Origin of the sequence: Nocardioides zeae (assembly GCF_030818655.1) — a bacterium.
Lineage (GTDB): Bacteria > Actinomycetota > Actinomycetes > Propionibacteriales > Nocardioidaceae > Nocardioides > Nocardioides zeae_A.
Genome location: NZ_JAUTAN010000001.1, coordinates 4,184,268 through 4,209,823, shown reverse-complemented (window position 1 = coordinate 4,209,823; position 25,556 = coordinate 4,184,268). Strand labels below are relative to the sequence as shown.

Annotated in this window: 25 protein-coding genes and 1 pseudogene; 2 read left to right on the top strand and 24 right to left on the bottom strand. The window is 75.1% G+C overall.

Annotated features, from left to right (window positions below; genetic code table 11):
- Nucleotides 1-68: 68 nt before the first annotated feature.
- From QE405_RS19915 to QE405_RS19905, 3 genes are read right to left on the bottom strand one after another with little or no spacing between them, the layout of a single operon-like run.
- A complete protein-coding gene (locus tag QE405_RS19915) occupies nt 69-1,151 on the bottom strand; it encodes an ABC transporter permease (RefSeq protein ID WP_307204522.1) in 1,083 nt (360 codons plus the stop codon).
- Nucleotides 1,151-2,215, bottom strand: a complete 1,065-nt coding sequence (locus QE405_RS19910) for an ABC transporter permease (RefSeq protein ID WP_307204520.1) — start codon at nt 2,213-2,215, stop codon at nt 1,151-1,153. Before QE405_RS19910 ends, QE405_RS19915 begins: the two co-directional genes overlap by 1 nt.
- Nucleotides 2,212-3,804: a sugar ABC transporter ATP-binding protein gene (locus QE405_RS19905; RefSeq protein ID WP_307204518.1), complete on the bottom strand. Its 1,593-nt coding sequence runs from the start codon at nt 3,802-3,804 to the stop codon at nt 2,212-2,214. Before QE405_RS19905 ends, QE405_RS19910 begins: the two co-directional genes overlap by 4 nt.
- Nucleotides 3,805-3,964: 160 nt before the next feature.
- Between QE405_RS19905 and QE405_RS19900 the strand changes: the two genes are divergently transcribed.
- Nucleotides 3,965-4,966 (top strand): LacI family DNA-binding transcriptional regulator, encoded by a 1,002-nt coding sequence (locus QE405_RS19900; RefSeq protein ID WP_307204517.1) that lies wholly within the window; start codon nt 3,965-3,967, stop codon nt 4,964-4,966.
- Nucleotides 4,967-5,125: 159 nt separating this feature from the next.
- On the opposite strand, the gene QE405_RS19895 is transcribed toward QE405_RS19900, so the two are convergent.
- From QE405_RS19895 to QE405_RS19800, 21 genes and pseudogenes are all read right to left on the bottom strand, one after another.
- Nucleotides 5,126-5,809: a histidine phosphatase family protein gene (locus tag QE405_RS19895; RefSeq protein ID WP_307204515.1), complete on the bottom strand. Its 684-nt coding sequence runs from the start codon at nt 5,807-5,809 to the stop codon at nt 5,126-5,128.
- Nucleotides 5,810-5,818: 9 nt separating this feature from the next.
- Nucleotides 5,819-6,610, bottom strand: a complete 792-nt coding sequence (locus tag QE405_RS19890) for a thioesterase family protein (RefSeq protein ID WP_307204512.1) — start codon at nt 6,608-6,610, stop codon at nt 5,819-5,821.
- The gene (locus tag QE405_RS19885; protein WP_307204510.1) at nt 6,607-8,490 is read right to left on the bottom strand and encodes an acetyl/propionyl/methylcrotonyl-CoA carboxylase subunit alpha; all 1,884 of its coding nucleotides are present in this window, start codon (nt 8,488-8,490) and stop codon (nt 6,607-6,609) included. Before QE405_RS19885 ends, QE405_RS19890 begins: the two co-directional genes overlap by 4 nt.
- 31 nt (nt 8,491-8,521) lie before the next feature.
- Nucleotides 8,522-9,235 (bottom strand): carboxyl transferase domain-containing protein, encoded by a 714-nt coding sequence (locus QE405_RS21110; protein WP_444939692.1) that lies wholly within the window; start codon nt 9,233-9,235, stop codon nt 8,522-8,524.
- A gap of 122 nt (nt 9,236-9,357) precedes the next feature.
- Nucleotides 9,358-10,083 (bottom strand): annotated as a pseudogene (locus QE405_RS21105) (carboxyl transferase domain-containing protein); the annotation flags it as partial.
- Between the two features lie 45 nt (nt 10,084-10,128).
- Complete coding sequence (locus tag QE405_RS19875; RefSeq protein WP_307204508.1) at nt 10,129-11,004, bottom strand: HpcH/HpaI aldolase/citrate lyase family protein; 876 nt, start codon at nt 11,002-11,004, stop codon at nt 10,129-10,131.
- Nucleotides 11,001-11,513, bottom strand: coding sequence for a MaoC family dehydratase (locus QE405_RS19870; RefSeq protein ID WP_307204506.1), 513 nt, complete (start codon nt 11,511-11,513; stop codon nt 11,001-11,003). The genes QE405_RS19875 and QE405_RS19870 overlap by 4 nt, the downstream gene beginning before the upstream one ends.
- Before the next feature lie 11 nt (nt 11,514-11,524).
- Nucleotides 11,525-12,703 (bottom strand): acyl-CoA dehydrogenase family protein, encoded by a 1,179-nt coding sequence (locus tag QE405_RS19865; protein WP_307204504.1) that lies wholly within the window; start codon nt 12,701-12,703, stop codon nt 11,525-11,527.
- 223 nt (nt 12,704-12,926) lie between these two features.
- Nucleotides 12,927-13,307: a hypothetical protein gene (locus tag QE405_RS19860; protein WP_307204503.1), complete on the bottom strand. Its 381-nt coding sequence runs from the start codon at nt 13,305-13,307 to the stop codon at nt 12,927-12,929.
- Between the two features lie 45 nt (nt 13,308-13,352).
- A complete protein-coding gene (locus QE405_RS19855) occupies nt 13,353-14,447 on the bottom strand; it encodes an MSMEG_0565 family glycosyltransferase (protein ID WP_307204501.1) in 1,095 nt (364 codons plus the stop codon).
- The gene (locus QE405_RS19850; RefSeq protein WP_307204499.1) at nt 14,444-15,313 is read right to left on the bottom strand and encodes a carbon-nitrogen hydrolase family protein; all 870 of its coding nucleotides are present in this window, start codon (nt 15,311-15,313) and stop codon (nt 14,444-14,446) included. The genes QE405_RS19855 and QE405_RS19850 overlap by 4 nt, the downstream gene beginning before the upstream one ends.
- An 11-nt stretch (nt 15,314-15,324) precedes the next feature.
- Nucleotides 15,325-16,701 (bottom strand): MSMEG_0569 family flavin-dependent oxidoreductase, encoded by a 1,377-nt coding sequence (locus QE405_RS19845; RefSeq protein WP_307204497.1) that lies wholly within the window; start codon nt 16,699-16,701, stop codon nt 15,325-15,327.
- Nucleotides 16,698-17,015 (bottom strand): MSMEG_0570 family nitrogen starvation response protein, encoded by a 318-nt coding sequence (locus tag QE405_RS19840; protein WP_307204495.1) that lies wholly within the window; start codon nt 17,013-17,015, stop codon nt 16,698-16,700. Before QE405_RS19840 ends, QE405_RS19845 begins: the two co-directional genes overlap by 4 nt.
- Nucleotides 17,008-17,919: a carbon-nitrogen hydrolase family protein gene (locus QE405_RS19835; RefSeq protein WP_307204493.1), complete on the bottom strand. Its 912-nt coding sequence runs from the start codon at nt 17,917-17,919 to the stop codon at nt 17,008-17,010. Before QE405_RS19835 ends, QE405_RS19840 begins: the two co-directional genes overlap by 8 nt.
- Nucleotides 17,916-19,370 (bottom strand): MSMEG_0567/sll0787 family protein, encoded by a 1,455-nt coding sequence (locus QE405_RS19830; RefSeq protein WP_307204491.1) that lies wholly within the window; start codon nt 19,368-19,370, stop codon nt 17,916-17,918. Before QE405_RS19830 ends, QE405_RS19835 begins: the two co-directional genes overlap by 4 nt.
- Nucleotide 19,371: 1 nt before the next feature.
- Nucleotides 19,372-20,439: an MSMEG_0568 family radical SAM protein gene (locus tag QE405_RS19825; RefSeq protein WP_307204489.1), complete on the bottom strand. Its 1,068-nt coding sequence runs from the start codon at nt 20,437-20,439 to the stop codon at nt 19,372-19,374.
- Nucleotides 20,440-20,449: 10 nt separating this feature from the next.
- On the bottom strand, nt 20,450-20,974 hold the full coding sequence (locus QE405_RS19820; protein WP_163774083.1) for an MSMEG_0572/Sll0783 family nitrogen starvation response protein: 525 nt from the start codon (nt 20,972-20,974) through the stop codon (nt 20,450-20,452).
- Nucleotides 20,975-21,016: 42 nt separating this feature from the next.
- Nucleotides 21,017-21,841 carry an amidohydrolase family protein gene (locus QE405_RS19815; protein WP_307204486.1) on the bottom strand — a complete coding sequence of 275 codons (825 nt, stop codon included), beginning with the start codon at nt 21,839-21,841 and terminating at the stop codon, nt 21,017-21,019.
- Between the two features lie 263 nt (nt 21,842-22,104).
- Nucleotides 22,105-23,691: a phytoene desaturase family protein gene (locus QE405_RS19810; protein ID WP_307204484.1), complete on the bottom strand. Its 1,587-nt coding sequence runs from the start codon at nt 23,689-23,691 to the stop codon at nt 22,105-22,107.
- Nucleotides 23,688-24,674: an SDR family NAD(P)-dependent oxidoreductase gene (locus QE405_RS19805; protein WP_307204483.1), complete on the bottom strand. Its 987-nt coding sequence runs from the start codon at nt 24,672-24,674 to the stop codon at nt 23,688-23,690. Before QE405_RS19805 ends, QE405_RS19810 begins: the two co-directional genes overlap by 4 nt.
- A complete protein-coding gene (locus tag QE405_RS19800) occupies nt 24,671-25,105 on the bottom strand; it encodes an SRPBCC family protein (RefSeq protein WP_307204481.1) in 435 nt (144 codons plus the stop codon). Before QE405_RS19800 ends, QE405_RS19805 begins: the two co-directional genes overlap by 4 nt.
- A gap of 111 nt (nt 25,106-25,216) precedes the next feature.
- Between QE405_RS19800 and QE405_RS19795 the strand changes: the two genes are divergently transcribed.
- Nucleotides 25,217-25,555, top strand: a complete 339-nt coding sequence (locus QE405_RS19795; RefSeq protein WP_307204479.1) for a hypothetical protein — start codon at nt 25,217-25,219, stop codon at nt 25,553-25,555.
- Nucleotide 25,556 lies beyond the last annotated feature (1 nt).

Genomic DNA, 25,556 nt, shown 5'->3' with positions numbered 1-25,556 from the left:
CGGGGCGGTGCCCTGGATCGAGTGGTGCTGCTGGGTGCTGCTGGAGGAACAGGTGGAACGGAGGTGCGTCAGGTCCGACGCGAGCGCGCGGACGCGCCCTTCACTCCTGCGGGCAGGCGCCCCGAGACCCACGAGAGCAAGCTGGGGGTCACCACGGAGGCGATCAGCAGCAGGCCGATCACGATGGTGGTGACGTTCTCGGTCTCACCCTGCAGACGCATCGCGCTGGAGATGACACCGATGAGGAGCACGCCGGCGACGACGCCGTGGAGGGCGCCGCGGCCGCCGAAGATCGACACGCCGCCGAGGAGCACGGCCGCGATGACCTGCAGCTCGAGGCCGTTGGCCGCGTCACCGCGCGCCAGGTCGTAGCGGAGCGTGTAGTAGACCCCCGCGAGACCGGAGACGGCGCCGGCGAGCACGAAGAGGAGCAGCTTGGTGCGGGCGACGTCGACGCCGGAGAACCGGGCGGCCTCGTCGTTCAGGCCGATCTCGTAGACGCCGCGGCCGAAGCCGGAGAAGTGGAGCAGGAGGACGAAGACGACCGCGAGCACGCCGAAGACGACGAGCACCTGCGGGTAGCTGGTCTCCCCGATCCGCTCCTTGACCCGGTCGGTCCACTCCTCGGGGAAGCCGGTCTTGGCCTCGGTGCCGAGCAGGCCCACCGCGATGCCGCGGTAGAGCGCGAGCGTGCCGATGGTGACGGCGAGCGACGGCAGCCCCACGTAGCCGACGAGGAACCCGTTGAACAGGCCGCACAGCGCGCCGACCGCGATGGCGACGAGCGCCGCCTGGCCGAAGCCCCAGCCGGCGTCGACCGTCAGCAGGCCGGTGACGGCACTGGTGAGCACGACCGTGCTGGCGACCGACAGGTCGATCTCGCCGGTGATGATGACGAGCGTCATCGGCAGCGCGATCAGCAGGATCGGCATCAGGTCGAGGAACAGGTAGTAGAGCGTCAGGGGGCCGTCGAAGTTCGGCACCGACGAGGTCGCCCAGACGAACACGACGGCGAGGAGCAGGATGACGGCCGTCTCGCGGGTGAGCAGCCAGCGCTGCCACGCGGGGCGGGCGTACGACGCGTAGGTGCGCGCCTCGCCCTTGCTGAGGCCCACGGGAGCGGTGCCGCGGGTCGGGGTGGAGGCGGACATCAGTCCTCCCTCTCTTCGTCGAGGCGGCGGGCGCGTCGGGCCGCGAGCAGCCGGTCGAGCACGACGGCGCCGAGGATGAGCGCGCCGACGACGGCGCGCTGCCAGAACTCCGGGATGCCGAGGATGGGCAGGGCCCGGTTGATGGTCACGAGGAGCACGGCGCCGATGGCGGCGCCCCACACGGTGCCGCTGCCGCCGAAGATCGCGACGCCGCCGATGACCGCGGCGCCGACCGCCTGCAGCTCGATGCCGTTGCCGACCGAGGAGGAGACGGAGCCGTAGCGCGCGGCGTGGAGCACGCCGGCGAGGCCGGCCAGCGCGCCGCAGAGCACGAACGCGGTGAGCACGCGCGTCGGGACCTTGAGGCCGTAGAGCCGCGCGGCGTCCGGGTCGGAGCCGATCGCGTAGAGCTCCCGGCCCGAGCGGGCGGTGTGCAGGTAGTAGCCCACCGCCGCGACGACGAGCAGGGCGAGGATGGTCAGCACGGGGATGCCGACGAGCGAGCTCGTGCCGAGCGACAGGAAGTCCTTCGGCATCTGGTCGGCCGTGATGCGGTCGCTGCCGGCCCAGCTGAGCATGGCGCCGCGGTAGACGTACATCGTGCCGAGCGTGATGACGAGGGCCGGCACGCCGGCGTAGGCCACCAGCACGCCGTTGACGACGCCGAGCAGCGCGCCCATCGCCACGCCGGCGAGCACGACGACGGGGATCGGCAGGCCCGGCTGGTCGATGAAGAGCCGGCCGGTCAGGTAGGCCGTCAGCGCCATCGTCGAGCCCACCGACAGGTCGACGCTGCGGGTGACGATGACGAGCATCTGGCCGGCGGCGAGCAGCAGGAGGATCGACGGGGTCAGCAGCAGGTCGCGCCAGCCGTCGCCCGAGAGGAGGAAGCTGTCGTTGCGCGCCGTGGCGGCCGCGACGACGAGCACGAGCACGACCGCGACGGCGATCTCGCGGGAGCGGAGCGCGTGACCGAGCGCGGCGCGCACGCGGCCTCCGGCACCGGGGGCTCCGGACCCGCTCGGGGCGCCGCCCGTGGACGGCGGGGCGAGGGTGGCGCTCACGCGCTGACCTCCTTCATGAGGGCATCGGGCAGGACGGGGGCCAGCTCGCCGGTGGACTCGTGGCCCGCGGTGGCGGCCTTCATGACCGCCTCCGGCGTCGCCTCGGCCCGGCTGAGCTCGGCGGTGATCTCGCCCTCGCGCACGACCAGCACGCGGTCGGCCATGCCCAGCACCTCGGGCAGCTCGGAGGAGATCATGAGGATGGCGAGGCCCTGGCCGGCCAGGTCGGAGAGCAGCCGGTGCACCTCCGACTTCGTGCCCACGTCGATGCCGCGGGTCGGCTCGTCGATGATGAGCAGCGTCGGCTCGGTCGCCAGCCACTTGGCGATGACGACCTTCTGCTGGTTGCCGCCGCTCATCGTCGTCGCGGGCATGTCGAGGGCGTTGGTCTTGACCTCGAGGCGGCCCGCCCACGGTGCGCTCGCGCGGTTCTCGGCGCGGTTGGTGAGGAGGCCGAGGCGGTCGAGCCGGGTGCGGATGACGGCCGCGACGTTGTGGGCCACGGAGTTCTCGACCACGAGGCCCTGCTTGCGACGGTCCTCCGGCACGAAGGCCATGCCCGCGGCGATGGCCGCGCGGGGGCGCCGCGCCGGGACGGGCTTGCCGTGCATGGTGACGCGGCCCGCGTCGTACCGGTCCACGCCGAAGACCGCCCGGGCGATCTCGCTGCGGCCGGCGCCCACGAGACCGGCCAGGCCGACGATCTCGCCGGCGCGCACCTCGAGGTCGATGCCGCGGAACGTGCCCGCGGAGGTGAGGCCCTCGACCTTCAGCACGGTCTCGCCGATCGTGGCGGGCTGCTTGGGGAAGAGCTCGCCGACCTCGCGGCCCACCATCATCTCGACGATCGCGTCGGGCGTGGTGGCGGCGATGGCGGTGGTCGCGACGTACTCGCCGTCGCGCATCACCGTCACCTCGTCGCAGAGGGCGAAGACCTCCTCGAAGCGGTGGGAGATGAAGACGAGGCCGCGGCCCTCGTCGCGGAGGCTGCGGGCGACCGCGAAGAGCCGCTCGACCTCGACGCCCGAGAGCGCGGCGGTCGGCTCGTCCATGATGAGGAGGCGGGCGTCGAGCGAGATGGCCTTGGCGATCTCGATGATCTGCTGGTCGGCGATGGACAGGCCGAGCGCCGGGCGCCGCGGGTCGATGTCGACACCGAGCCGCGCGAAGATCGCGCGGGTCTCGGCGAGCATCGCGGCCCGGTCGATGCGGCGACCGCGGCCGAGGGGCTGGCGACCCATGAAGATGTTCTCGGTGACCGAGAGGTCGGGGAAGAGCGTGGGCTCCTGGTAGATGACCGCGATGCCCGCGGCCTTCGAGTCGGCCGTCGAGGCGAAGTCGACGTCGTCGCCCTCGAAGCGCAGCGTGCCGCCGTCGCGGCGGTGCACGCCGGCCACGATCTTCACCAGCGTCGACTTGCCGGCGCCGTTCTCGCCGACGAGCGCGTGGATCGACCCGGGACGCACGGTGAGCGTGCCGGAGCGCAGCGCGGCGACGGGGCCGAACGACTTGCGCACGTCGGCCATCTCGAGCACGGGGCGCGCGTCGCCGCCCGGGTTCTCCGGGGCCGTGGTCGGGCTCGGGGTCATCGGACCTGCTTCCTCCTCAGGTGGTGCCACACGGGCGCTGAACCGATTAAATCGTTTCAATGTGAGTGGCGTCACGGACCGTACGCCCGTTCCAGATCGCTTGTCAACGGCCGAATTGAATCGTGTCAACCCGCCCGTGACGCGTGCTAGCGTCCCCGGCATGCAGGCGCAGGTGCGGGACGTGGCGCGGCTCGCCGGCGTCTCCTCGGGGACCGTGTCCAACGCGCTCAACCACCCCGAGAAGGTCTCACCCGCGACGCGCGAGCGGGTGCAGCAGGCCATCGCCGAGCTCGGTTTCGTGCCCAACATCGCCGCCCGCCAGCTCCGTCGGGGCACCAACGACTCCATCGGGATGGTCGTGCTCGACATCGCCAACCCGTTCTTCACCGCCGTCGCCCGCGGCGTCGAGGAACGGCTCGCCGGCGTCGGTCGGCCGCTCGTCATGGCCCACAGCGGCCAGGACCACGAGCGCGAGAAGGCCTATCTCGACCTCTTCGCCGAGCAGCGCCTCTCCGGCGTGCTCGTGACCCCGGCCGGCCAGGTGCTGGACCGGCTGCGTCGCCTCCGCGACCGCGGTACGGCGATCGTCGTCGTCGACCGCAAGACCGGCGCCCGCGAGTTCTCGTCGGTGTCCGTCGACGACACGCTCGGCGGCACCCTCGCCACCCAGCACCTGCTCGACGTGGGACGACGCCGCATCGCCTTCCTCGGCGGGCCCGAGCGGCTCACGCAGATCAAGCACCGTCTCGGGGCGGCACGCCGGGTCGTCGAGCAGCACGGCAGCGGCGCGGTCTGGCACGTCGACTCCCCCACCCTCGACGTGGAGGCGGGCCGCGTCGGCGCGGCGGCGCTGCTCGACCTGCCCGCGGCCCGGCGGCCCGACGCGATCTTCGCGGCCAACGACCTCATCGCGCTCGGCGTGCTGCAGACGTTGACGCTGGCCGGCGTGCGGGTGCCGGACGACATCGCCATCGTCGGCTACGACGACAACGAGTTCGCCGCCGCGGCCGCCATCCCGCTCACCTCGGTGCGGCAGCCCGCCGTCGAGATGGGCGCCGCCGCCACCGGGCGCCTGCTCGAGGTCATCGAGGACCCGCACGCCAAGGTCGAGCACATCGTGCTGTCGCCGGAGCTCGTCGTACGGCGCTCGACGGTCGCCTGAGCCTCTCCCGCTCCCCCGCCCGGACGTCATGCACCCCGGCGGTCGGGGGCACCGCGCCGCATGACGTCCGCGAGGGGTCCGGCCCCCGGGCTCCAGGACGTCATGCGCAACGGTCGCCCGGGGCACCGCACCGCATGACGTCCCGGATCGGGGAGGGGCTCAGTCCGCCTCGCGCACGGCCTCCTCGGCGCGCTCGCCGGTGACGTCGTGGGCGGTGTGGTCCTCGAGGTGCTCGCCGCCGACGGGGTCCTCCGACCAGCGCACGAGCTCCCAGCGGTCGCCGTCGCCCTCGAGCCAGGCGCCGCCGGTGTTCTGGATGCCGGCGACGAGGGGGTGGTCGTCGTCGATGCCGCCCAGGAGCGTCGCGATCCAGGCGCGGAGCGCGGCGCCGTGGGAGATCGCGAGCACGGTGTCGTCCGGCCGGTGGCGCGCCACGATCGCGCGGACCGCGCCGTCGAAGCGGGCGTGGAACGCCGCGCCGTCCTCCCCGCCGGGCATGCCGCCGGACAGGTCGCCGCGCATCCAGCCGCCGACGCAGGTGAGGTATGCCTTGATCGCCTCACGCCCGCTGCCCATCTCGTGGTCGCCCGCGGCGACCTCGCCGAGCCCGGGGAGCACCACGACCTCGAGACCGCGGTCCGCGGCGAGCGGCGCCGCGGTCTCCTGGGCCCGCGTGCGGTCCGAGGCGTAGACCCCCACGATGGGCTCGTCCGCCAGCGCCGGCACGAGCGCCGCCGCCTGGCGTCGACCGAGATCGGTCAGCGGCAGGCCGGGCGCCGCGGTGTCGAGCTGGCCGGCGACGTTGGCGGGCGTCTGGCCGTGGCGGAGCAGGAGGAGGCGCACCCGTGCAGCCTACGAGGGTGCCACCGGCCGCACCGTCAGCACCTGCGCGCTCGTGCCCAGCGGGCCCGCGGCGTCGTGCAGCACGCTGCTGGTCAGGCCGAGGCCGTCGGGGCCGTAGGTCTGCGTCGTGTCGAACCCGACCCAGCCGTCCTCGAGCACCGGCTCCCGCACCAGGTGCGCCGTGAGATCCACGTTGGGGAACACCACCGCGCCCGGCTCGGCCCGCGCGACCATGCCGTTGCTGATGTCCCAGAGCCCGGCCGCGCGGGCCACCGGCGAGACGGTCCCGTCGTCGACGAGGTCGAGGGGCGTCCGCACCCAGAAGGCCCCCCGACCGGGGGCCACCGCCGCGCGCCGCACCTCCACCGACGCGATGAACCCGCCCGCCCACACGGTGGTCGGGTCCCACGGCTCCATCGCCGCCGGCGGCGGCAGCGGGGTCAGCCCCGTGCCGGCGACGTCCGCGGTCGGGCGCGGGTCGAGCAGCCAGGCCCGCAGCACCACCGCTGCGCGGCCCTCGTGGGCCAGCGTCGCCTCGACCAGCTCGATGGTGCGCCCGGGCCGCAGCACCCGCACCGTCACCTCGACCTCGGCGAGCGGCATCGTGCCGAGGATGTCGAACGACGCGCGCCCGATCCGCAGGCCGTCGGACCGCCGGGCGTCCCGGTCCTGCTCGACGGCGTGCACGAGCAACCCGAGCGCGGGCGCGACGTGCTGCGTGGCCTGGTCCCAGGCACCGCCGGTGTGCTCGGTGGCGCGGTAGGTCCGCTCGCCCGTCCGTCGGAAGTAGGCCGCGCTCACGACGCGCTCGCCTCCACCTCGGCGAGCAGGGCACCCAGCGCGACCGGATCGCCGACGGCGACCGCGAGCGACGTGACGGTGCCGTCGAACGGCGCCCGCAGCGCGAGCTCCATCTTCATCGCCTCCATCGTGACGACCACCGTCCCCTCGGTGACCGTGTCGCCCACCTGCACGGCGACGCCGGTGACCGTGCCCGGCATGGGCGCGACGAGCGCGCCGTCCCCGGCCGCAGCCGCCGACGCCGTGAACGGGTCGGGCTCCGCGAAGCGCCACTGCTGCCCGTCGACGACGGCCTCGACCGCGTGGGCGGTGCGCCGCAGCGCGGCCACGCGCGTCCCCGATGTCCCCGGGGCGTCCGCTCCGGAGGGCGCCTCCAGCCACGGCACCACGTACGGCGCGGGCTCGGCCGCCGACCGCCACCCGTCGAGCGCGAACGGGCCGCGCGTGCGGGCACGGTCCTCCGCGGCCAGGCGGTCGAGCACGACCGCGCGGGCCGCCGCCTCGTCCGGGGCGGGCAGGTCGGCGCCGCCGATGTCGGCGCGGTCGAGCCACGAGGTGTCGAGCCCCCCGGGTAGCCCCACGTCGCGGAACGCGTCGCTCGCCACGAGCGCCCGCAGGAACCCGGTGTTGGTGGTGACGCCCAGCACGACCGTCTCGTCGAGCGCCCGCACGAGCGCCGCGCGGGCGGCCTCGCGGGTGGGGGCGTGCACGATCACCTTGCCGAGCATCGGGTCGTAGGACGTCGAGACGACCTGGCCCGACTCCAGCGCGTGGTCGGTGCGCACGACGACGCCGCCCGCCGGGCCGCCGCCGTCGCGCGGGGCCGGCCACGCGACGTACGACGCCGTGCCCGCCTGCGGCAGGAAGCCGCCCCAGGCGTCCTCGGCGTAGACGCGCGCCTCGATGGCGTGGCCGCGCGCCACCAGGTCCTCCTGGCGGAGCGGCTCGCCCGTGCGGCCGGCGACCTGCAGCTGGAGCCGCACGAGGTCGGTGCCCATGACGAGCTCGCTCACCGGGTGCTCGACCTGGAGGCGGGTGTTCATCTCGAGGAAGTAGTGCTGGCCGGAGTCGACGTCGAGCAGGAACTCGACCGTCCCGGCCCCGGCGTAGCCGACCGCCGCGGCCAGGCGCACGGCGTCGTCGCAGCGCTGCGCGGCACGCGCGGCCTCGTCGGCGGAGCGCGCCGGCGCGGGGGCCTCCTCGAGCACCTTCTGGTGGCGCCGCTGCGCGGAGCAGTCACGGTCGCCGAGGTGCACCACCGCGCCGTGGTGGTCGCCGAGCACCTGCACCTCGACGTGGCGGCCGCGCTCGACGTACTTCTCCACCAGCAGCGTGTCGTCCCCGAACGCGGCGACCGCCTCGCGCCGCGCCGCGCCGAGGGCGTCGGGCAGCTCCGCGGCCGCGCGCACCACGCGCATGCCCTTGCCGCCGCCGCCCGCGGCGGCCTTGACGAGCACGGGGTAGTCGAGGGTCGCGGGGTCGGCGTCGAGGGGGTACGACGGCACGACCGGCACCCCCGCCTCCACCGCCGCCGTGCGGGCCCGGTCCTTGCGGCCCATGAGGTCGATGACCGCGGGCGAGGGACCGATCCAGGTGATGCCGGCGTCCTCGACGGCGCGGGCGAAGCCGGCGTTCTCCGACAGGAAGCCGTAGCCGGGGTGGATCGCGTCCGCCCCGGCCGCACGGGCGGCGGCGACGATCGCGTCGCCGTCGAGGTAGCCCGGCACGGGCACGACGACGTCCGCGGCCCGGGCGTGGGGGGCGCTGACATCGGCCGGCGCGACCACGGCGACGGTCCGGAGGCCGAGGTCGCGGCAGGTGCGGAAGACGCGCAGCGCGATCTCGCCGCGGTTGGCGACGAGCACTGATCTGATCTTCATGGGTTCTCCAGGTGAGCGCGTCGGGGTGAGTTCACATGCGGAAGACGCCGTAGGAGGGCTGGGGGATCGGCTCGACGGCGGCACCCTGCGCGGCGAGCGCGAGGGCCATCCCGACGACGCGGCGGGTGTCGGCCGGGTCGATGACGCCGTCGTCCCAGAGCCGCGCGGTGGAGTAGTAGGCCGAGCCCTGCGACTCGTACTGCTCCCGCACCGGCGCCTTGAACGCCTCCTCGTCCTCGGCGCTCCACGCGCCGCCGCGCGCCTCGATGCCGTCGCGACGGACCGTCGCGAGCACGCTGGCGGCCTGCTCGCCCCCCATCACGGAGATGCGCGCGTTGGGCCACATCCACAGGAACCGCGGGTCGTAGGCCCGGCCGCACATGCCGTAGTTGCCCGCGCCGTGGGAGCCGCCGATGACGACCGTCAGCTTCGGCACGACGCTGCTGGCCACGGCGGTCACCAGCTTGGCGCCGTCGCGGGCGATGCCCCCGTTCTCGTACTCCCGCCCGACCATGAACCCGGTGATGTTCTGGAGGAACAGCAACGGGATCTTCCGGGCGTTGCAGAGCTCGACGAAGTGGGCGCCCTTGAGCGCCGACGAGCTGAAGAGGATGCCGTTGTTGGCGACGATCCCGACCTCGTGCCCCTCGACCCGCGCGAAGCCGCAGACGAGCGTCTCGCCGTACAGCTGCTTGAACTCGTGGAACCGCGACCCGTCGACGACGCGGCGGATGACCTCGCGCACGTCGTAGGGCTGCCGGGTGTCGGAGGGGACGACGTCGTAGACGGAGTCGAGAGGGGGTACGCCGGGGGCTCGGGCTCCTCCGCGGCCGGGGGCAGCGCGGGCGGTGCCGGGAGCGTGGCGACGATGGAGCGCAGGATGGCGAGCGCGTGGTCGTCGTCGTCGGCGAGGTGGTCGACGACGCCCGAGGTGCGGGCGTGGACGTCGCCGCCGCCGAGCTCCTCCGCGGTGACGACCTCACCGGTCGCGGCCTTCACGAGGGGCGGCCCGCCGAGGAAGATCGTGCCCTGCTCGCGCACGATGACGGTCTCGTCGCTCATCGCCGGCACGTAGGCACCGCCCGCGGTGCAGGAGCCCATGACGGCGGCGAGCTGCGGGATGCCGCGCGCGGACATCTGCGCCTGGTTGAAGAAGATCCGCCCGAAGTGCTCGCGGTCGGGGAAGACCTCGTCCTGCATCGGCAGGAACGCGCCGCCCGAGTCGACGAGGTAGATGCACGGCAGGTGGTGCTCGGCGGCGACGGTCTGTGCCCGCAGGTGCTTCTTGACCGTCATCGGGTAGTAGGTGCCGCCCTTCACCGTCGCGTCGTTCGCGACGACCATGACGGGGCGACCGTGCACGAGGCCGACGCCGGCGACGACACCGGCCGAGGGCACCGCGTCCGGGGCGTCGGGGGCGGCGTCGGGCGCGCCGTACATGCCCGTCGCGGCCAGCGGCGCCAGCTCCAGGAAGGGGCTGCCGGGGTCGAGGAGCCGGTCGACGCGGTCACGCACCAGCAGCTTCCCGCGGTCGGTGTGCTTGCGGCGCGCGGCCTCGCCGCCGCCCGCCCGGCCGGCGGTCAGGGCCGCCATCCGCGACCGCAGGTCCGCGGTCACCTCCCGGAGGCTCATGCGTGGTCACCTCTCTGCTGGTCCCTCGGCTGGGTGGTCGCTGCCGCCCGACGCAGCACGGTGCGCGCCTGGGCGAAGATCGGGCCGTCGACCATCCGGCCCTCGTGGGTGCCGACGCCGCCGGCGCCGGACAGGCCGTCGGGGTACGCCGCGAGCAGTCCCTCCCGCCCACGCGAGCCGCTCGGGGCTCGGCGCGTACGCCGCCCGGATGACGGCCACCTGGCTGGGGTGGATCGCGACGGTGGCGTCGAAGCCCACGGCGGCGGCGTCCTCGGCCGCGGCAGCGAGACCGTCGGTGTCGGCGATGTCCATGTGCACGGCGTCGAGCGCGAGGCGACCGTGCGCCTTGGCCGCGACCAGCGTGCGCTCCCGGGCGTAGCGGGCCACGTCGCGGTAGCTGCCGTCGGCGCGCCTGCTGCCCGTCCCGCCCATCGCCGCGACGAGGTCGTCGGCGCCCCACATGACGGCCACGACGCCGTCCGTGGCCGCGATCGGACCGGCGTTCTCGATGCCGCGCGGCGTCTCCAGCAGGGGCAGCACCTCGTGCGCTCCCCCGGCCGCCAGTGCCGCGACCGCGGCCGGCTCCTCGGCCTTGGCGAGCATCACGCGGCGTACGCCGGCGGCGGCGAGCAGGGCCACGTCGTGGGCGTGCTCCGCGGCGTCGTCGGCCGCGTTGACCCGCACGACGGTGCGGTCGAGGTCGAGGCCGCCGGTCTCGGAGAGCCGCCGGACCGCGTCGCGGGCCGCGGCCTTGGCGGGCCGGGCGACGGCGTCCTCGAGGTCGAGGATGACGACGTCGGCGCGGTCGAGGGCCTTCACGTAGCGCTCCGGCCGGTCGGCCGGGCAGAACAGCCAGCCGGGGCCGGGGAGCCAGGCGCTCATGCCGGGTCCTGCCGGGGCTCGTCGGGCCGGACCCGCACGAGGGTCTTCCGCGTCGCCGTGGCGACGACCTCGCCCCGCTGGTTGCGCGCGGTGTGGGCGAGCGTGACGACACCCTCCCCCGGTCGGCTCGAGGAGAGCCGCTTGTCGACGACGAGCGTCTCGGCGTAGATCGTGTCCCCGTGCCGCACCGGCGCCGGGAAGGCGATGTCGGTGAACCCGAGGTTCGCGACGATCGTGCCCTGCGTCAGCTGGGCGACGGAGAGCCCGACGAGCGTCGACAGCGTGAACATAGAGTTCACGAGGCGCTCGTGGAACGGCGCGGTCTGCTCGCTCTCGGCGGCGTCGAGGTGGAGCGGCTGGGTGTTCATCGTCAGCGTCGTGAAGAGGACGTTGTCGGCCTCCGTGACGGTGCGGCCGGGGCGGTGCTCGTAGGTCGTGCCGACCTCGAACTCCTCGAACCACAGGCCCCGCTGGGTGATGCGCTTGGTGCTGCCGGTGTCGCTGGTCATGGCGCCGCCGCTCACTCGACCGGGAGACCGAGGCCGCGGGCGATGAGCATGCGCTGCACCTCGGAGGTGCCCTCGCCGATCTCGAGCACCTTGGCGTCGCGGTAGAACCGCGCCACCGGGTACTCCTCCATGAACCCGTAGCCGCCGAACACCTGCGTCGCGATCCGCGTCGCCGTCACCGCGGCCTCCGTGGTCTGCAGCTTGGCGATGGAGGCGGCGTGCTTGAACTGCTGGTACGGCGCGCCCGCGTCCTTCATCGCGGCCGCCCGGTAGGTGAGCATCCGGCCCGCCTGCAGCATCACCTCGAGGTCGGCGATCTGGAAGGCGACGCCCTGCTTGCGCCCGATGGGACCGCCGAAAGTCTGGCGCTCGCCGGCGTAGGCGACGCAGAGGTCGAGGCAGGCCTGCATGCAGCCGACGCTGAGGGCCGAGATCGCGACCCGGCCGTCGTCGAGGGTGGCGAGGAACTGCGCGTAGCCCCGACCGCGCTCACCGAGGAGGTTCTCCGCCGGGACGCGGCAGTCCTCGAAGCTCAGCGGGTGGGTGTCGGAGGCGTGCCAGCCGAGCTTGTCGTAGGCCTTCTCCGCGGTGAAGCCGGGCGTGCCCGCCGGGACCATGAGGGTGCTGATCTCCGGACGACCGTTCTCTCGCGTGCCGGTGCGGGCGGTGATGTTGACGAGGCTCGTGATGGCGGAGCCGGAGTTGGTGATGAACTGCTTGGCGCCGTCGATCACCCACTCGTCGCCGTCGAGGCGGGCCTTCGTGGCGGTCGCCCCGGCATCGGACCCGGCGCCCGGCTCCGTGAGGCCGAACCCCGCGAGGGTGCGCCCGGCGACGAGGTCGGGCAGCCACTGCTCCTTCTGCGCGGCGGTGCCGTAGGTGAGGACCGGGTTGATGCCGAGGCCCACCCCGGCCTGCAGCGTGATGCCCATCGACTGGTCGACGCGGCCGAGCTCCTCGATCGCGAGGCACAGGGAGGTGAACCCGCCGTCGGAGCCCTCGAGCCCGGCGCCGCCGTACTCCTCCGGCGCCGTCAGCCCGAACAGCCCCAGGTCGCCCATCTTGTGGACGACGTCGGTCGGGAAGTGGTGCTCGCGGTCCCACCGCGCGGCGTGCGGGGCGATCTCCGCCTCCGCGAACTCGCGCACGGAGCGGCGGAACTCCTCGTGCTCCCGTGACAGCTCGAACATCGGCGGCGCCTCCTGCGGTGGTTAGCGGTTGCTAACCAGCGAGGTTAGCGTTCGTTAACCACGGGGGCAAGGTGGCGGCCGGCCCCGGCCCGGCCCGGTTCCGGCCCCGTCCGGCCCGGAAATGGGACGTTGGTGCGCCTCCGGTGCGGTCGGACCTGTCCCAGCCGCACATTTCGCGAGGGCCTGGGGCGCGCACCCGGCCGCCCCGCCCGGGCCCGACCCCTCAGGCCGCTTCGCGCGCGACGCGCAGTCGCGGGACGCCCGCGAGCCCCTTCCGGTACCGCACGTGGGGCGCGAAGGGCGTCAGCGCGTCGTACAGCTCCGCGTGCGCCGCCCACGGCAGCGGGTCCACGCCGCGCCGCCAGGTGTCGCCGAACGCGATCCAGACCGGGACCCACCGCGCGGCGTCGTCCCAGGCCCCGCGCCGGGCCTCGACCATCCGCCGCCGGATCACCCGCGCCGCCTGCGCCCCGTCGCGGTAGACCCCCGCCGTGCGCACCGGCCACAGCCAGAGGTCGCGCCCGACCAGCTCCAGCTCGAGGTCGTGCAGGACGGCAGGGTCGACGAGCACCGTCAGCACGTTCTCGTGGGGGCGCCGCCTCATGCGCAGCACCCTAGGCCGGTGCGCTGACAACCGGGAGGGGTCAGGTCAGGCGCCGTACCAGGCCAGGTGCTGCCGCGCGGCGCTCTCCCACGTGTACGACGCGGCCAACGCCCGCCCGACCTCTGCGTCCACCGGCGTCCGCAGCGCCCGGTCGAGCGCCTCGACGAGCTCCGGCACGGACGCCCCGAACAGGACGGCGGACCCGAACACCTCGCGCAGCACCGGCAGGTCGCGGCAGACGACGGGGACGCCCGCGGCCAGCGCCTCCATCGCGGCGAGCCCGAAGCCCTCCTTCGTCGACGGGAAGCCGAGCACGGCGGCCTCGGCGACGAGCGACGGCAGGTCGGGGTCGGGGACCGGGCCCAGCACGACCGGCGTGACGCCCAGCTCGGCCGCCCGGGCATCGAAGGCGGCCCGGTAGTCCCGGTAGTCGAACAGCGTCTCGCCCCCGCCGACCACCAGCTCGAGGTCGGCGTGGTCGGGCGACGACGCCCGCAGCGCGGCGAACGCCTCGAGCAGGTCGAGCGTGCCCTTGCGGGGCTCGATGCCCCCGAGGGCCAGCACGTAGCGCCCGAGGTGGGCGGCCCACGTCGCCCGGCCGACCGCGTCCCCCGCTCCGCCCGCGAACCGGGCCGCGTCGACCCCGTTCGGCACGACCACGGGCGTGCGTCCCCACCCCTCCTCGACCTCGGCGGCGACCGAGGCGGACACGCAGAGCAGGTGGGTGGGCAGCGCGACGGCACGATCGTGGCAGGCCACGAGCTTGGGAGTCGTGAAGGTGTCGAGGTGGTGCACGGTGCGTCGGCACGGCAGGCCGGCGCCCAGCGCCGCGTTGGCCGAGATGCAGTCCTGGGCGTGCACGACGTCGTACGCCTGCCCGGCGTCCCGGAGGGCGGCGCCCAGCACCTCGATCGAGCGCAGGATCCGCTCGCCGACGCTCTCGTCGTCCCGGGCCTCGAAGGGCACGGCGTGCACCCCGACCCCGGGCGCGACGGGACGGAAGAAGGCGGTGTCCCCGCCACGCCCCAGCGTCCAGACGTCGACCTCCGCCCCCAGCCCGACGAGCGCCTCGGCGAGCGCGAGCGTGTGGACGACGCCGCCGCGCGGCTTCGTCGAGTAGGTCAGGAGCGCGATCCTCACGCGCCCAGGGTCCCGTACGCCGCGGGCGACCGCTCGGCGAGGTGGTGGAGCAGCCGGCGGGCCCGCGCGACCTCGACGTCGACGTCGACCTCCGCCAGCGCGAGCCCGCCCTTGGACGAGGTGCGCGCCAGCACGTCGCCGCCCGGTCCGACCACCTTGGCCTGGCCGAGGAAGCGCAGCCCGCCCATCACGCCGGTCTGGTTCGACGACACCCAGACGACCTGGTTCTCGGCGGCGCGGGCCGCGTCGTACAGGTCGAAGAGGCGCGACTGCCGGTCCTGGGGCAGGCGGGAGGCGCGGTCGGTGACGCTCGCGGGCCACGCCGAGAGGCACGCCAGCAGCCGCGCCCCGTCGAGGGCGAGGGTGCGGGCGGCCTCGGGGAACGTCTTGTCGTAGTCGATGAGCATGCCGAGCCGCCCGACGGGCGTGTCGAAGGCCTCGAAGGCCGTGCCCGCGGCGTAGACGAGCGACTCCCCCGCCGGCTGGTGCACCTTGCGGTGCCGGCCGAGCACGCCGTCGCCCGTCACGGCGAGCGCCGTGTTGTAGAGCCGCAGCTCCGGCCCCGCGGGGTCGCCGGGGCGGTCGACGACGACCTCCTCGGCGTAGCCGAAGCAGACCACCATCTCGCGCGCCAGCGCGACGATGCGCTGCACCTCCCACGAGTCCTCGGCCAGCGCCGGCGGCAGCGTGGCCGGGTCGGGGTGGCGGAGGTCGGAGAGGTAGCCGCCCAACGTCGCGTCCGGCAGCACGAGCAGGCCCGCGCCCGCCGCCCGGGCGTCGCCGATGATGCCCTCGACCTTCGCGACGGCACGCTGGACGTCCCGCCCGAAGTGGGCGGCGACGGCGGCGATGCGGAGGGCGGGCACGGCCGGTGACCCTAGCGCGCGGCGGCTGCGGCGGTCTCGACCCGCACGTCGCGACCCCAGGGCCCCGGGGACACCTCGCGGGCGAGCGCGGACGCGGCGGGCGTGGTGCGCGTCGGGCGTCCCGTGATGCAGCCGGCGACGTGCTCGGCGTCGGCCGCGATCCCGAGGAAGCGGCCCGAGCCCCACGTGTGCAGCCAGGGCAGACCGAGGAAGTAGAGCCCCGGCACCGCGGTCACCCCGCGCGTGTGGGTCGGTCGCCCCGTGCCGTCGAAGACCCCGACGCGCACCCAGCGGTAGTCCGGGCGGTAGCCGATCGCCCACACCACGCTCGTGACGCCCGCCGCGGCGAGGTCCAGCGACCCCGGCTCGGTCTCGGGCTCCCAGACGGGCTCGTACGGCGCGGCCGGCGCCGCGTCGATCCCGGCACCCTCGGCGTTGCGCGCCTCGATCCAGCGGTCGACGTCGCGGCAGATGGACCGGTAGGTGTCGTCCGCGGCGTCGAGCGCGGCCCGCAGGGTGGGGCGGAACGTCACCGTCGTGCCGCTGCCGGCCTCGAGGCCGTCGAGCAGCCCGTAGAGCCGCATCCCCTCGGCCGCGAACGCCCGCAGGTCGATGTCGCGCCCGCCGTCGCGGCCCGTCACGTAGTGGTTGGTCTTCTCGCGCGCGGCGAGACCGCCGGGGTACTGCGCCACCGACGTGTCGTAGAGCCCCATCTCGGCCAACCACGTCATCACGTCGCGGCCGCGGTGGCGGCGCGCCACCCGCGGCGCGTCGCCGACGGCGAGGTGGACCCGCCGCCCGGCGAGGTGGAGGTCCTCGGCGATCTGGGCGCCGGACTGGCCGGTGCCGACGACGAGCACCTCGCCGTCGGGGAGCGCGTCGGGGTTGCGGTAGTCCGCCGACTGCAGCTGCGTCACGGACGGCGAGAGCGCCGGGGCCCAGGCGGGCACGATCGGCACGTGGTAGCCACCGGTCGCCACGACGACCTGGTCGGCCTCCCACACCTCGGGCCCGGCGGGACCGACCGCGTCGACGACGAAGCCACCGCCCTCGCGCTCGGTGAGCGCGGTGACGCGGGTGTGCTCGCGGAGCGGGGCGCCGAAGCTCGCGGGGTAGCCCGCCAGCCACGCGACGACCTCGTCGCGGCTCATGAAGCCGTCGGGATCGGGTCCGTCGTAGGACCAGCCCGGCAGCCGGCAGTGCCAGTTGGGCGTGACGAGGGTGAAGGCGTCCCAGCGGGTGTCGGCCCACTCGTGGGTGGCCGTCCCGGCCTCGAGCACGACGTGGTCGACCCCGTCGCGGGTGAGGTACCAGCTGGTCGACAGTCCGGCCTGGCCGCCGCCGACCACGACGACGCCGGTGCGGTGCAGGGTGGGTGCGGTGCTCATCGGGGAGCCTCCTCGGGCAGGGACGCAGGCAGGGGCGGGAACAGGCGCAGCACCTCGACGGGGGCGTCGGGCGCGTGGGTGGCCGCGCGGACCTCGATCAGGTCGAGCGACGCGGCCGAGGCGGTGCACGCGAAGCCGTAGCGCGCCCTGACCCGCTCGCTCCCCTCCGCCAGTGCCGCGGCGGAGCGGCGCGTGAACTCCTCGACGGTGTAGGTGGCCCCCTCGTCGAGGTGGTCGTGGACGACGAGGGAGGGCGACCAGCAGTCGGTGACGGCGCCGTCGGGCCAGCGCACGGTGAAGGTGGCCTCAGGCACGGACCGGCTCCCGCGTCGGGGCGCCCTGCGCGAGGGTCGCCGGGTAGGTGTCCGGACGACGGTCGCCGAGGTGGAACATCGCCCGCCGGGCGGTCTCGAGCGCGGCCGGCACGTCGACGTGGGCGACCGCGAGACCGGCGGCGGTGCCGGTGCTGGCAAGCACGTCGCCGCCCGGGCCCACGACCTTCGCGTTGGCGACGAAGCGCAGCGACCCGAAGGTGCCGTGCTGGTTGGAGGCGACCCACACGACCTGGTTCTCCAGCGCCCGTGCGGCGTCGAACAGGTTGAAGCGCGTCGTCCAGCGGTCCTGGGCGATGTCCGCGGCGCCGGCGGTGCGCGAGGCCGGCCACGCCGAGATGCAGGTGACGACCTCGGCCCCGTCGAGCGCGAGCGCGCGGGCCGCCTCCGGGAACGCCTTGTCGTAGCAGATCAGCGCGCCGACGCGCCCGGCCGGCGTGTCGAACGCGGCGTAGGTGTCGCCCGCGGCGTAGAAGAGGCTCTCCCCCAGCGGCTGGTGCACCTTGCGGTGCGCCCCGACGACGCCGTCGCCGGTGACGATGGCGGCCGTGTTGTAGCGCTCGGCGCCGTCCGACTCGCACAGACCGACGACGAGCGTCATCTCGCGGGCGATGGCGGCGACGCGGCGCAGCTCGGGACCGTCGAGGTCCATGACGGGCGGCAGGTCGGCCGGCAGCTCGTCGCCGCTGCCGTCGCGGCCGCGGCCGAGCACGGACAGGTAGCCGCCCAGGCAGGCCTCGGGCAGGGCGAGGAGGCGCACGCCCTGGGCGCGGGCGGCCTCGACGTGGGCGGCGACCTGGGCGAGGTTCTCCTCGACGTCGCGGCCGAAGCCGGCGCAGACGGCGGCGACAGCGCCAGCCGACGGAGTGGTGGCGGGAGTGCTCATGCTGGTCCCATTCCTGTGACGGTGTGACGGACGGCTTCGGTGACGACGCCGTCCGGCCAGCGCAGCCCGACCCCGGTCCCCGGGGTGAGCGCGCCGCAGCGGGCGGTGTCGACGTGGTGGGGCAGGGCGGCCGCGTGACCGGGGAGCGCGGTGGGGCGCTCGGCGGTGACGACGGCGAAGCCCGGGAAGCAGGTGAGCCAGTCGCCGACGCGCGCGTCGGCGGGCGTGGGGATCGCTGCCACGTCGAGCACGGCGCGGCAGCCGCTCGCCTCGGCGAGCATCCCCGTGGTGCCGACCAGGCCGCTCATCGAGACGTCCTTGGCGGCGGTGGGCGCCAGGGTCGGTACGACGCGGGCCTGCGCCCGCAGGTCGTCGGGCCGACGGTGGGAGGTGGAGTCCCACTGCTGGCCGGTGTAGCCGGGTCGCCAGCCGCCGCCGAGGTCGGCGGTGACGCGGAGGACGTCGCCGGCACGGCCACCACCCCCGGGCACGGGACGCGGCAGGGCGTCGTCGGTCCGGCCGAGCGCGGTCACCGACAGCGCCGCGGGCACGCCGAGCTGCGTGTGACCACCCAGCACCGGCACGCCCCACGCGGCGGCGGCGTCGCCGAGACCGCGGAGCACGCGGCGCGCGAAGGAGGCGTCGCGGGCCCCGACCGCGTCGAGCAGCCCGACGGGGTGGGCGCCCATGGCCGCGAGGTCGTTGACGTTGACGAGCACCGCGCACCAGCCGGCCCACTCGGGGTCGCGCTCGACCATCGACGGCAGGATCGCGTCGCACGCGGCGACGAGCCCGTCGGCGCTCGGGACGGGGGCGGCGTCGTCCCCGACGTACCCCGCCGGGACCCCCGCGCGCAACGGGTCCAGCAGCCGGCCGAGCGCCGCCTTCGTGGCGTCCGCGAGCCGCTGGACGCGGTCGATCGGCCAGTCCATGACGACGTGCGGCGTGCCGTGCGCGGTCACCGAGGCGCGGGTGCGCCAGCCGAGCCGCGAGAAGAGCCGCTCGTTGGCGACCTGCACGACGGCGTCGAACCGCAGCGCGCCCTCCGCCTCGGCCCGGGCACAGGCGGCCCGCACGAGGGCAGGCCCGAGGTGGCCGACGCTGCGCGCGCCGGGGGCGACGACGAGACGGCTCCCCCGCCACCAACCGATGTCGCGGACCCGGACGGAGCCGTCGGCCTCCGGCGCCGGGTGGAGGCGCACACCGCCCAGCACCGTGCCGTCCGCCGCGCGCGCGAGCAGCACGACCGTGCGCGGGTCGTCGTCGACCGCGTCGAGGTCGTCGCGGGCGAAGACGCCCTGCTCGGCGACGAACACGTCGCGCCGCAGGCGCCGGTACGCCGCGTGCTCGGCCGCCGACGCGGCCTCGGCCACCGACCAGCCGGGGGCCGGGGTGCGCGCGGGGGCGGTGTCGCGTCGTACCCCGGCGAGGACGTGCAGGTCGAGCGTCACCTCAGGCCCCCTCGCACGAGAGCGCGGAGCAGGCGCCGCAGGCCGCGCAGCCGGCAGACTGGTCGGCGCCGGCCATCCCGGCGGCGCGCAGGAGGGCGGCGACGCGGGTGGTCACGTCGGCGACGACCCGCGGGTCGGGGGCCGGCACGTGGTCGACGTCGGTCGCGAGGGTGCCGGCGAGAGGGCGGAAGGGGACGACGAAGGGGTAGACGCCCATCGCGATGAGCTCGGCCGCCGCGGCGACGAGCTCGTCGGGGTCCTCGCCGAGGCCGACGAGGACGTAGGTCGAGACCTCGTTCCAGCCGAAGACGCGGACGGCCTCGGCCCAGGCGGCGCGGTACTCCGCCATCGGCACGCTGCCCTTGCCCGGCATCCAGCGGCGCCGCACCTCGTCGTCGAGCGACTCCACGTGGATGCCGATCGAGCTGGCGCCCGCCTCCTTCAGCTCGGTGATGGTCGCGAGGTCGCCGGGCGGCTCGCACTGCACCTGGATGGGGAGGTCGGGGAGCACGGCGCGCACGGCCCGCACGCAGCGGGCCAGGTGGGTCGCACCGCGGTCACGGCCGGTCGAGGTGCCCGTCGTCATCACGACCTGCGTGATCCCGTCGAGCTCGTGGGCGGCGAGCGCCACCTCGGCGATCTGGGCCGGGGTCTTCACCGCCACCGTCGCGCCCGCCCGCAGCGACTCCTCGATGGCACAGAAGCGGCAGCGCTCGGCCTCGGCGTACCGGGCGCAGGTCTGCACCACCGTCGTGGCCAGCACGTGGGAGGAGTGCAGGCGGGCGATCTTCTCGTAGGGGACGCCGTCGGCGGTCGTGAGGTCGTAGAACCGCGGGCGGCGGATCGCCTCGAGACCGAGGCCGGTGTCGGCGCCGTCGAGGAGCAGCTTGCCGCCCCGGACGGTGTAGGGGCTGCGGGGATTGAGGGGGATGGCCGCGCCGACCCCGCCCAGCAGCACGTGCCCGTCGTCGCTGGGTCCCGCGCCGGCACGGCGCGCGACGGGGGCGTCGAGGAGACGAATGCCCTGGATGGCGACGTCCACCCGGGTGGAGGGGGCCGGTGCGGTCATCGTCCGGCCCTCAGAGGTTGTAGACGGAGTTGATGATGGCGCCCTTGTTGGCGTAGTGGATGACCGCGTCCTGCACGTCGAGCGGGTGCGCGGGGATGACGCCCTCGATCAGGTCCTCCTCGCGGCTGCCGTGGAGCGCGAGCCCGAAGCGGCAGCAGAAGACCGTGCCGCCCTCCTTCACGAACGTCTTGATGGAGTCGTTCATGTTCTGGTTGCCGGGGAAGGCGACGTCGCCCGTCGTCGGGAAGCCACGGGTGTCGACGCAGGCCAGGGCGCCCGGGCCGTAGAAGTAGAGCGCCGACTCGAAGCCCTTGCGCAGTGCGCGCGTCGCCTGGAGGACGGCGACGAAGCTGACCGAGCTCTCGTGCGGGATGCCGTGCACGAGGGTGAGGTAGCTCTGCCCCTCGCTCGCCTGGTAGTCCGGGAAGATCTTCGTCGAGCCGTAGAGGTTGGTGCCCTTGGGCTGCGAGGGGTGCGGGATCTCGGCCACGGACTTCTCGATGTTGGCCATGATCTCGTCGTCGAACGTGGGCATGCGGGTCTCCTGTGGTCGGTGTGCGGGGGGGGTGGTGCGGTCTCAGCCGTAGAGGGCCTCGAAGTTGCCCCGGAAGAGCGCGGCGGTGAGCTCGGGGTCGTCGGTCGCGGCGGCCAGGCGGGCGTGCTCGCCCGCGTGGTCGCCCCAGGGGGTGTCGGTGGCGAAGAGGACGCGGTCGGCGCCGATGCCGCGCCGCTGGATCTCCTGGCAGAGCCACACGGGAGCGAACCCGATGGCCCAGGAGGTGTCGGTGTAGACCTGCTTGCCCGCCTCGATCCAGTCGAAGAAGCGGCCGCCGATGAGCTTCATGTGGCCGCTCATCCCGCCGCCCAGGTGGACGAGGTGGATCTTGGTGGCGTCGCCGTGGCGCTCGACCAGCTCGCCGATGCGGTCCACGTCGGACGCCGCGCCGGGCGAGGTGTGCACGTGGACGACGAGGTCGAGCTCCGCGGCCGTCGTGAAGATCCGGTCGAGCTCGACCCGGCAGTCGGGGTCGTCGACCGCGCCACCGAGCAGGAAGCTGGTCTTGAGGGCGGCCACGCCGTCCTCCGCGGCGAGGGCCAGGGCGGCGGTGTTGCGCTCGGCGTCGGAGGCCTTCGGCGACACCCACAGCCCGCACCGGATCCGGTCGTCAGCGTGCGCCGCGTCGAGCGCGAGGTGGTTGAGGCGGAACGAGACGTCGGGGTCGGGCACGCCGTAGTTGGGCAGCACCAGCGCCCGCTCCGTGCCCTCCGCGTCGAGGTCGGCCACCAGCTCGGCGACGCTCTCGCGGGCGGTCACGTCGGGCTGGATCGGCGGCCCCCCGTAGAAGGGGTACGCCGGGAGCCGACCGATGTGCCGGTGCGCGTCGTGGGCGGTGAACCTCATGGGAGAAGTCCACGGTCCGAGTGTTTCCGAATGGTCACACCTGGAAGACGTTGCGGTCCTCGGTGCGTAAGTTCCGTGTTACCGGGGCGCCGGCCGGCCCCGGGACGTCATGCGGTGCGGCGCCCCCGACCGGCGGTTCGCATGACGTCCCCGAGGGGTCCCGCGCCGCACTCCGGGACGTCATGCAACCCGACGGCCCGCACCACCACTTCGCATGACGTCCGCGAGGCGACGATCCACGAGGCGGCGGTCCGGGGAGGCCCTCAGCGCCGCAGCCGCCACCGGTCGTGCGCCAGCGCGGCGCGGGCGGCGTTGCTGCCCGGCGCCCCGTGCACCCCGCCGCCGGGGTGGGCCGAGGCCGAGCCGAGGTAGAGCCCCTTCACGGGCGTCTCCGCCCGCCCCCAGCCCGTGACGGGCCGGAAGACGAGCTGTTGGTGGAGCTGCGCCGTACCACCGTTGATGGAGCCGCCCACCAGGTTGGCGTCCCGGGCCTGCATCTCGTGCGGGCCCAGCACGCGGCGGGCGCGCACGAGGCTCCCGAACCCGGGCGCGAGCCGCTCCATGCGGGCCTGCACGCGGTCGGCGAACCGCTCGCACTCGTCGCGGTCCCAGGCGCCGGTGAGGCCGTCGCCGCCGGCGTCGGTGCGCACCTCCTGGGGCACGTGGGTGTAGGCCCACATCGACTCGGTGCCGGCCGGCGAGCGCGAGGGATCGGTCGCCGTCATCTGCCCGGTGAGCAGGAACGGCTCGGCCGGGACGGACCCGTTGCTCACCTGGTGGAGCGCGTCGGCCATCTGGTCGACGGAGTCGGCGACGTGCACCGTGCCGGGGGCGACGACGGGCGGCGCGGCCCACGGGACCGGGCCGTCGAGCGCCCAGTCGACCTTGACCGTGCCGGGGTCGAGCGAGAACCCGCGCAGCCGCCGGCGGAACCGGGGCGGCAGGTGCTCCTCGGCGACGAGGCCCCCGTAGAGGTGCGGGACGACGACGTCGGCCACCACCGCGCGCCGCGCCGCGATGCGCTCGCCGAGCGCGACGACGCCGGTGGCTCGTCCGTCCGCGACCTCGATCGCCGTGACCTCGGCGCCGCAGCGCACCTCGCCGCCCCGGGCCACGAACCGGCGCTCGAGCGCCGCGGCGAGCTCCCCCGCCCCGCCGGTGGGCACGGGGAAGCCGACGGTCTGGCCGAGCATCGACATGAGGATGCCCATGAGGCCCGAGCCGGGGGCGTCGAGGGGGATGTCGGCGTGGCCGGCGTTGCCGGCCAGCAGGAGCCGCGGCCCCTCGCCGCGGAACAGCTCACGGCCCACGTCGGCGACCGGGCTGAGCAGCAGCCGCACGAGGTCGAGGCCGCCGGCGCGCGGCAGGCTCGCCACCGCCCGTGCGCCCGCCCGCACCGGCGGGAAGGGCGCGAGCAGGGCGTGCACGACGTGCTCGCCGATGCGGTCCCAGGTGGCGCACAGCTCGAGCCAGGCATCCCCGTCGCCGGGGCACAGCTCGTCGAGCCCGGCGGCGGTCCGGTCACGGTCCCGGTGCAGGATCGCCCAGCGCCCGTCGGCCGTCGGGTGGCCGAGCACGGCGGGCGCGTGGCGCCACACCAGCCCGTACCGCTCCAGCTCGAACCCCCGCAGCGTCGGCGACGCGGCCGCGAGGGGGTAGAACGCGCTGAACGTGTCGTGCACGAACTCCGGGTCCACCCCCCGATCGCTGCGCACCGCACCGCCCACCTCCGCCTGGGCCTCCAGGAGGAGCACCGACCACCCGGCGTCGACGAGGAGGTTGGCCGCGACGAGGCCGTTGGGCCCGCCGCCGACGACGACGGCGTCGTACGCCGCGGCAGCGCCGCTCACGCGACCCCGCCGCCCGCACCGCCCGACGGGCCGGAGGGCGCCGGAGGCGGACGACGTACGCCGAGGGTCCGCCCCACCTGGCGCGCGACGGCCCGCAGACCGCTGCCGTGGCCGCCGCTGAGCGCGTGCTCCGCGACGGGCTCGAAGGCGTTGCCGGGTCCGGCCGGCGCCGGCTCGCGCTCGGCCGCGATGGCGCGGAACGCGGGGGTGACCAGCGCGTCGTACACCCACGGCACCGCCGTGAACCCGAACCGCAGCAGGTGGTTGACCGGGGTGAGCTGCGCGGCGCGGCGGCGGCCGTCGAGCATGGCGACGATCTGCTCCGCGGCGCGGTCGGCCGACGAGACGGGGAGCGGCGGGCGTCCGCGGACCCCCGTCGTCGCCGCGCTCGTGTAGATGGGGGTGTCGACGCCGCCGGGCGCCACGTAGTCGACGTGGAGGTCGGGCAGGTCGCGGTTCTCGACCTGGAGCTGGCGGGCGAGGCCGCGCAGGCCCCACTTGCTGACGACGTAGGGCGTCATCGTCGGCGCGACGACGTGGCCCAGCACCGAGCCGACGAGCAGGAGCCGCCCCCGCCCCTGGGCGCGCAGCACCGGCAGCGCGTGGTGGGCGAGCGACAGCCCGCCCAGCAGGTTGGTGCGGAGCACGGCGCGGGCCACGTCGGCGGGCTGCTCCTCCAGGCGTCCGTACGACGCGACCCCGGCCGCGCTGACGACCGCGTCGATGCGGCCCTCGCGCCCGGCGGCGGTCGCGACGAGCCGGGCGACGGCCTCGTCGTCGCCCACGTCCGTGGGGACGACCATCGCGGAGGCCGCCCCGGCCCGGACGCAGTCGGCCGCCGCCTGGTCGAGCGCGGCACGGTCGCGGGCCGCCAGCACGAGGTGCATGCCGCGGGCCGCCAGCCGGCGGCTGACCCCGAGGCCGATGCCGCTGGAGGCGCCCGTGACCAGCACGACGGCGCCGTCGGGGAGCGGTCCCGTCACGACCGGCCCTCGGCGAGCAGCGCCAGCCGTCGCAGGGTCTCGACGTTGCGCCAGGCGATGCTCACGCCCCGCACGGGCGGCGGCGCGAGCCGCCCGGGCCCGGCGATCGCGTCCTCCTCGATGACGAGGCGGGTCCCCTGCCCCTCGGGCTCCAGCGTCAGCACGACCCGAGCCTCCCCCATCGGCCAACCCCGGGCCTTCAGCTGCAGCCGCCGCGAGGGCTCCGCCTCCTCGACGATCGTGGCGTCGTCGATGAGGAGCGGCCACACGCCGACGGAGTGGTGCAGGCGGGAGCCCGCCGCGGGCCAGGTGTCGTCGACCGCCCGCATCCGGGAGGCCCCGACGACCCACGAGGGGTAGAGCCAGCCGTCGGCGAGGACGTCCCAGACCTGGGCGGGGGTGGCGTCGGTCAGTCGCTCGTTGCGTGCCATGCGGGGCCGGTACCCGACACCCCGCGCGACACCCCGCGCGACGCCCGGGAGCCGGTCACGGACCGACTTCACCCCTTCGGTCTTGTTCGAACACATGTTCTAATCGGAGGCGTGAAGGTCCCGTCCACGCAGCGCGAGCCCGCCCGGTCGGCGCGGGTGCAGCACGTGTGGGTGGACATCACGGCGCAGTGGGTGCACCCGAAGCCCGGGATCCTGCTCATGTGGCGCCGCCGGCTCGGCCAGCGTGGCGGGTGGGAGGCCTGGGTGATCGCCGTCGACCAGGCCGCCGAGGCCCACGGCGGGTCCCCGCGGGTGGTGCAGGGGTGGGTCGACGCGACCCACGTGCGCCCGGCCGGCAACGAGCGCCCGCCCATCCCGACCTCGAGCCCGACCTCGAGCCCCACCTCGAGCCCGGCCGCGCTCCCCCCGCGGAACCGCAGCGCCGGCTGAC